4 protein-coding genes are annotated in these 7,393 nt (G+C 73.3%); 2 read left to right on the forward strand and 2 right to left on the reverse strand.

Annotation, left to right across the window (positions count from 1 at the left end; genetic code table 11):
- The first annotated feature begins 3 nt into the window (after positions 1 to 3).
- Together B9S61_RS12745 and B9S61_RS12750 are read left to right on the forward strand one after the other, a co-directional pair.
- On the forward strand, positions 4 to 4,716 hold the full coding sequence (locus B9S61_RS12745; protein WP_103542359.1) for a DNA repair ATPase: 4,713 nt from the start codon (positions 4 to 6) through the stop codon (positions 4,714 to 4,716).
- Between the two features lie 217 nt (positions 4,717 to 4,933).
- The gene (locus B9S61_RS12750) at positions 4,934 to 5,728 is read left to right on the forward strand and encodes an SGNH/GDSL hydrolase family protein (protein ID WP_103542356.1); all 795 of its coding nucleotides are present in this window, start codon (positions 4,934 to 4,936) and stop codon (positions 5,726 to 5,728) included.
- A gap of 57 nt (positions 5,729 to 5,785) precedes the next feature.
- On the opposite strand, the gene B9S61_RS12755 is transcribed toward B9S61_RS12750, so the two are convergent.
- Complete coding sequence (locus tag B9S61_RS12755; RefSeq protein ID WP_103542357.1) at positions 5,786 to 6,622, reverse strand: ATP-binding cassette domain-containing protein; 837 nt, start codon at positions 6,620 to 6,622, stop codon at positions 5,786 to 5,788.
- A complete protein-coding gene (gene cbiQ, locus B9S61_RS12760; RefSeq protein WP_103542358.1) occupies positions 6,619 to 7,368 on the reverse strand; it encodes a cobalt ECF transporter T component CbiQ in 750 nt (249 codons plus the stop codon). The genes B9S61_RS12755 and cbiQ overlap by 4 nt, the downstream gene beginning before the upstream one ends.
- Positions 7,369 to 7,393 lie beyond the last annotated feature (25 nt).

Raw genomic sequence — 7,393 nt, forward strand, 5'->3', positions numbered from 1 at the left:
GGGCTGCGCCTCACCGGCACCGAACGGCTGCGCACCGACCGGGGCAGCGTGCCCCGCGACATCGTCGCCGTCGGCGACGTGCTCCTCTTCGGCTACGAGTCCCGGCCCCGGCCCGACCGGGAGACCGCGGTCGGCGACGTCCTCGCCCCGCACGACCGCGAGCTGAACCGCCTGTCCGACGACGCCGTGCCCGGACTCCTCGACGACCCGCACTTCGTCCGCGAGTTCGCCGCCCTGCACCGCTACTACCGGCAGGCCCGCCTGCTGCGGCTGCGCCGTGTCGACGGCAGACTGCTCGCCGTCTTCCAGACCGGCGAGAAGGCCGGCGACATCCGCGTGCTGCGCTGGTCGGTGTCCGAGGACGGCCACGCCACGTTCCTCGACGCACGCGGCGACCGCGACCACGCGGTCACCGAGCCCGACGGCATCGACTGGATCCCCACCACCCGCGAGGACCACGTCCTCGGCCGCCACCCCCATGTCTCCGTCCAGGGCGAGGTCTTCGTCGACACCCTCGGCGGCACCCTCACCGTCAGGACCGACGACGACACCGACAGCCCCGGCGGCATCCACAGCGAGCCCGTCGACGAGCCGCTGCAGTCCCTCGCCGACGCCGAGATCGCCCACGCCCGCGTCGGCGCCCTGATCCTGCTGCGCGTCCTCCCCTACAAGGAGACCGCACACCGCTACCTGGTCTTCAACTCCCTCACCCGCACCCTCGTCCGCCTCGACGGCATCGGACAGGGCTGCCGCCGGCTGCCCGAGGACCAGGGCATCGTGTTCCCGGGCGGCTACTGCCTCGCCGTCGGCGCGCACAAGACGTACGAACTCGACACCAACGGGATGGAGTTCGAGCGGGAGGTGCGCTCGCCGCACGGCGAGGACGTGCTGTACGCCTTCCACGCCCCCGCACGGGGACGCGGGCTGCTGCTGTCGTACAACCAGATCCGCGAGGCGGTCGCCACCCCGATGGCCTGCCACGGCTGGGCACTGTTCGACGACGGACTGCTCGTCCTGCTCCGTCCCGAGGGCGACGACGCCGCCCGCGTCCACCCGGTCCAGCTCTGGCAGTCGCCCTACGTCTCCGACACCTATGCCGCCGCACAGCCCGCCGGTGCGGGAGCGCTGGCCCGGGTCGGCAACGCCGACCTCGTCCGCGGCGTCTCCGACTGCCTGTCCCTGGCCCGCTCCGCCGCCGAGACCACCCCGACGGCCGAGATCTACACCACCCTGGCGGCCGCCTGCGTCCGCGCCCTGGACACCCACCACTGGCTCGGTGACCCCGAACTCGGTGACCTACGAGCCCCCTTGGCCGATGTCCGGGCCACCGCCGAGCAGGTGCTGGCCGAGTTCGAGACCGTACGCGACCTCACCCGCCGGGCCGCCGAAGCGCTCGACGAGGCGGCGGACCGGATCGCCGCGGTGGTGCGCCGGCTGCGCGGCGAGCAGCCCCGCGAGGCCGCCGCCTGGGTCACCGGCCTCACCGAACTCCGCCAGGCCCAGGGCCATCTGCTGGCCCTCAAAAACATGCGGTACGCGGACCACGCCCGCATCGACGCACTCGCCGGCGGGGCCGGGACGGACCTCGCCGGCTTCGGCCGGCGCGCGATCGCCTTCCTGGCCCGCGAGGACGCCTTCGCCACCCACCACACGCACCTCGAACAGCTGCACGCCGACATCGAGTCGGTCACCACCACCGCCGAGGCCGCCCCCGTCGCCGACCGCCTCGACGAACTCGCCGACGGACTGGGCACGGTGACCGAGGTGGTCGCCGGACTCGACATCACCGACGCCACCGTCCGCACGGCCGTCCTGGAACGGGTCGCCGAGGCCCTGGGCGGCGTCAACCGCGCCCGCGCCACCCTCGAGACCCGCCGCCGCGGCCTGCTCGACCGGGAGGCACGCGCCGGGTTCGCCGCCGAACTCGCCCTGCTCGGCCAGACCGTCACCGGGGCCCTCGCCGTCGCCGGCGACCCCGAGACCTGCGACGACCAGCTGACCCGGATCCTCACCCAGCTGGAGGCACTGGAGTCCCGCTTCGCGGAGTTCGACGACGTCCTCGGTGAACTCGCCGCCCGGCGCACCGAGGTCTACGAGGCGTTCTCCGCCCGCAGGCAGAGCCTCACCGACGCCCGTGCCCGCCGCGCCGGACAGCTCGCCTCCGCCGCCGAGCGCGTCCTCACGACGATCGCCCGGCGCTCCGCGGCGCTCGCCGACCACGACGCGGTGAGCACCTACTTCGCCTCCGACCCGCTCGTCGCCAAGATCCGCCGCACCTCCGGTGAACTGCGCGAACTGGGCGACCGGGTACGGGCCGAGGAACTCGACGGCCGGCTGCGCTCCGCCCACGAGGAGGCTCTGCGCGCCCTGCGCGACCGCACCGACCTCTACGCGGACGGCGGACGCGTCATCCGCCTCGGGGACCACCGCTTCGCCGTCTCCACCGAGCCGTTCGACCTCACCGTCGTCCCGCACGGCGATTCCCTCGCCGTCGCCCTCACCGGCACGGACTTCCGCGCCCCCGTCACCGACCCCGCCCTCCTCGCCGACCGCCCCCTGTGGAACCGGCACCTGCCGTCCGAATCACCCGGGGTCCAGCGCGCCGAACACCTCGCCGCCCGCCTGCTGCACGAGCACGGCAGCGATGCCCTGACCGGCGCCGACGACCTCGCCGCACTGGTCCGAAGGGCCGCGGAGGAGGCGTACGACGAGGGCTACGAGCGGGGCGTCCACGACCACGACGCCACGGCCGTCCTCACCGCCGTGCTGCCCCTGTACGACGCCGCCGGAACCCTGCGCCACGCGTCCGCCGCCCGCGCGCACGCCCTGCTGTACTGGGCGCACGGCACCACGTCCCAGGAGCGCGCCGGGTTCACCCGGCGCGCCCGCTCCCTGGCCCGGGTCCGTGACGCCTTCGGCCCGCCGCCCGCGCTCGACGCGCTGCGGGCCGAACTCGCCCGCGCCGTGGAGGAGTGGGACCCGGACGCCGGGGTGCGCCCGGAGGCCTGCGCCGCGTACCTCTTCGACGAACTGACCACCGGCCCCGACGGCTTCGTCATCAGCGCCCGGACCCGCACCCTGCTCGACAAGTTCCGCCGCACCGTCGCGACCGGGGCCTACGAGGAGGACCTCCCCGCCCTCGGCGACCTCACCGCCCGCCGCCAGCTGGTCGAGGCATGGTTGACCGCGTACACCGCCGCGGCCGGCGAGGAGGTGACCCCCGGTGACCTCGCGGAGGCCGTGGCCGCCGAGCTCTGCCCCGACCTGCCCCGCCACGAGTCGGACGCGCCCCTGACCGTCACGGTGGAGGGGCTGATCTCCACCCACCCCCGGATCACCGACCGCCGGCTCACCCTGCGGCTCGACGAGTTCCTCGCCCGCACGGAGGAGTTCAGGGAGCGCGACGTGCCGGCCTTCCGGGCCTTCCAGCGCCGCCGCACCGCCCTGGTGACCGCCGAGCGCACCCGGCTGCGCCTGGACGACCACCGGCCGCGCGTCATGTCGTCGTTCGTCCGCAACCGGCTGGTCGACGAGGTCTACCTCCCCCTGGTCGGCGACAGCCTCGCCAAGCAGCTCGGCACCACGGGAGAGTCGGCCCGGACCGGAGCCGGCGGACTGCTGCTGCTGGTCTCCCCGCCCGGCTACGGCAAGACGACCCTCATGGAGTACGTCGCCCACCGGCTCGGCCTGGTCCTGGTCCGGATCAGTGGCCCGGCGCTCGGCCACGCGGTCACCTCACTGGACCCGGCCGAGGCGCCGAACGCCACCGCCCGCCAGGAGGTCGAGAAGATCAACTTCGCGCTGGCCGCCGGCAACAACACCCTCCTCTACCTCGACGACATCCAGCACACCTCGCCCGAACTGCTCCAGAAGTTCATCCCGCTGTGCGACGCCACGCGACGGATGGAGGGCGTGTGGGAGGGCGAGCCGCGCACCTACGACCTGCGGGGCAAGCGGTTCGCCGTCTGCATGTCCGGCAACCCCTACACCGAGTCCGGCGAGGTCTTCCGGGTCCCGGACATGCTCGCCAACCGCGCCGACGTGTGGAACCTCGGCGACGTCCTCACCGGGAAGGAGGATGTCTTCGCGCTCAGCTTCGTGGAGAACGCCCTCACCGCCAACCCGGTGCTCGCCCCGCTCGCCGGACGCGACCGCGCCGACCTGGAGCTGCTGATCCGCCTCGCCGAGAACGACCCCACCGCCCGCCCCGACCGCCTCACCCACCCGTACGCGCCCACCGAACTGGACCGGATCCTGGCCGTACTCCGCCATCTCCTCACCGCCCGCCGCACGGTCCTCGCCGTCAACGCCGCCTACATCGCCTCCGCCGCCCGGTCCGACGACGCCCGCACCGAACCGCCGTTCCGGCTCCAGGGCTCCTACCGCAACATGAACAAGATCGCCCAGCGGATCCAGCCCGTCATGAACGACACCGAGCTGACCGCCGTCGTCGAGGACCACTACACGGCCGAGGCCCAGACCCTCACCTCCGGCGCCGAGGCGAGCCTGCTCAAGCTCGGGGAACTGCGCGGCACCTTCACCGCCGGACAGGCGGAGCGATGGGCGGAGCTGAAGGCCGCTCATGTCCGCACCCGGGCCCCGGGCGGTCCCGACGAGGACGCCCTGGCCCGCGCGGTGGCCGCGCTCGCCCTCCTCGGCGACCGCATCGCCTCCGTCGAGTCGGCCATCACCCGGGCGGCCGGCCCCCGCCGGTAGACGGCCCGTCCGGCCCCTGAATCACGCCTGAAATTCACCCTCTCCAGAGCGGATTGAAGGTTTATCTACGCGCGGAGCTGACCCGGCCGAACGATCATTCGGGCATTCCGGATGACTTCTTTCCCAGGTGTTACCGAGCGGTACACAGGCCTGCTACAACCTTCATTGCCTCATCAACCACCCCTGTGACCCTCCTCTGCGAAGGGCGGACTGTCACGTGTCAGTGCGTTCACTCCGGGCTTCCCTGGCGACCCTTGCGATGGGTGCCGTGGCCGTGCTCGGTATGGCTCAGCCGGCCTCGGCCGCCGGCGACAACTACGTTGCCCTCGGCGACTCCTACTCCTCCGGTGTGGGTGCCGGGAGCTACACGTCCGAGAGCGGTGCCTGCAAGCGCAGTACCAAGGCGTACCCGCAGTTGTGGGCGAACGCCAACTCCCCGTCGTCGTTCAGGTTCGTCGCCTGCTCGGGGGCGACGACGTCGAGCGTGTCCTCCGGCCAACTGAGCGCACTGTCCTCCTCGACCACGCTCGTCAGCGTCACCGCGGGCGGGAACGACGTCGGCTTCGCGGACGTCATGCAGGCATGTGTCCTGCGGAGCGAGGCCACCTGCGTCTCCCGGGTCGACACCGCGGTCTCACAGATGCAGAGCTCCCTGCCGGGCAGGCTCGACTCGCTGTACTCCGGCATCCGCTCCCGTTCCCCGCAGGCACACGTGGTGGTGCTGGGGTACCCGCGGTTCTACAAGCTGTCGGGCAGTTGCATCGCCGGCCTCACCGAGACCGAACGCGGCGCGATCAACAACGCCTCGAACGTGCTGAACGGGGTGCTCGCGAAGCGGGCCGCCGACGCCGGATTCACCTTCTCCTCGGTGGCTGACGACTTCACCGGACACGAACTCTGCTCCGGCGACGCGTGGCTGCACAGCGTGACCCTCCCGATCACCAACTCCTACCACCCGAAGGCCGTCGGTCAGTCGAACGGATACCTGCCCGCCTTCCGCTCGATGGCCTAGACCGTGCGGGTGCGGGGGCTGTCGGCAGAAGGCCGGCGCGCCCCCGCACCGGTGCGCTCACCCGTCCGCCAGCGCGGCGACCAGTTCCTCCGCCGTGCGCGGGCCGATGCCCTCCTGCGCCAACAGACCGCACCGGCGCAGGAGATGCGCCGTCGCGACACCCCAGGGAAGCCGCAGCCCCGCCGCCGCGAGGAGATCCGCGCGGGCCAGCGTCCCGTCCGCGGGACCGGTGTGCGCGCCGGACGGCGTGAGCAGCGCCGCGTCGTCGGCCCAGCGCAGGGCCAGATCCACGTCGTGGGTGGCCATCACCACCGTGGTGCCGCCCCCGCGCAACGCGTCGAGGGTGGCCAGCAGGCGTTCCTGGCCGTCCGGGTCGAGGCCCGCCGTCGGCTCGTCCAGGATCAGGACGCGGGGCCGCATGGCGACCGCGCCCGCGATCGCCGTGCGTTTGCGCTGCCCGTAGGACAACAGGTGTGTGGGCCGGTCCACGAGAGCCGCGATGTCCAGTGCGGCGAGCGACTCCGCCACCCGGGCGCGTACCTCCGCGTCGGGCAGGCCGAGGTTGAGCGGTCCGAACGACACGTCCTGGCCGACGGACGCCGCGAACAGCTGGTCGTCGGGATCCTGGACCACCAGCTGCACGGTGGTCCGCAGCTCCGTCAGCCCTTTCCGGTCGTACCGCACCACCCGCCCCCCCACCGTCAACTCGCCGCCGTGCGGACGCAGTCCACCGCTCAGCAGCCGCATCAGCGTCGTCTTCCCGCTGCCGTTGCGCCCCAGCAGGGCCAGCGCACGCCCCTCGCGCACCTCGAAGTCGAGGCGGCTGAACACGGGCGGGCCGCCCTCGTAGGCGAACGACGCGCCCCGCAGCGCCACCAGCACGGACTCGGTCATGACAACGGCCTTTCCAGAACAAGGGTGACGGCGGCCAGTGCCGCCAGCAGCGCCATGCTCAGCGCCGTGAACCGGAGGGAGACGCGGGCCTCGGGCACCAGCACGCGCAGGGTGCCGTCGTAGCCGCGCCCGGCGAGCCCCGTCTGCAGCCGCGCCGCCCGGTCGAAGGCCCGGACGAACGCGGTGGCCCCGAGCCCGCCGAGCGAACGCCACGCCGCCGCCCGGGTGGTGTGCCCCAGGCGGGCCGCCTGCGCGTCCCGGATCCGGCGCACCGAGTCCAGCAGCAGGAAGCTCATCCGGTACGTCACCAGCGCCACGTCCACGAGCGGTGCGGGCACCCCGGCGCGCACCAGACGCGGCAGCAGATCCGACATGGGCGTGGTGAACGCGAACAGCAGCACGCCGAGGGAGGCGGCGGACGTACGGAGCAGCAACTCCCCCGCGCGCAGCGGTCCGTCCGGCGCCGGAGAGACGAACCCGCCGGGTCCGCCGACCTGGACGAGCAGCGTGAGCGCCCCGGTGGCACAGAAGCCGAGCGGCACCCGGTACGCCCGCCACAGCCGCCGTACGGGCACGCCCGCCGGGCCGAGCAGCACCGCGAGCGCGGTCACCAGCACCAGGGCCGCGCCCGGCCAGGCCGGCAGCGAGATCGCGAGCAGGGTGAGACCCACCCCCAGTACGGCCTTCTCCACGGGATGGCGGCGGCGCCAGCGACTGCCGTGCGCCGCCGCGTCGATCGACAGCACGTCAGGCTCAGCCCCGCGACCGCGA

The sequence above is a fragment of the Streptomyces sp. SM1 genome (genome assembly GCF_002910825.1).
GTDB lineage: Bacteria > Actinomycetota > Actinomycetes > Streptomycetales > Streptomycetaceae > Streptomyces > Streptomyces okerensis.

Bases quoted from the DNA above. Each gene is read 5' to 3' on its own strand.
- B9S61_RS12755 (WP_103542357.1), bottom strand. From the start codon at position 6,622: ATGACCGAGTCCGTGCTGGTGGCGCTGCGGGGCGCGTCGTTCGCCTAC.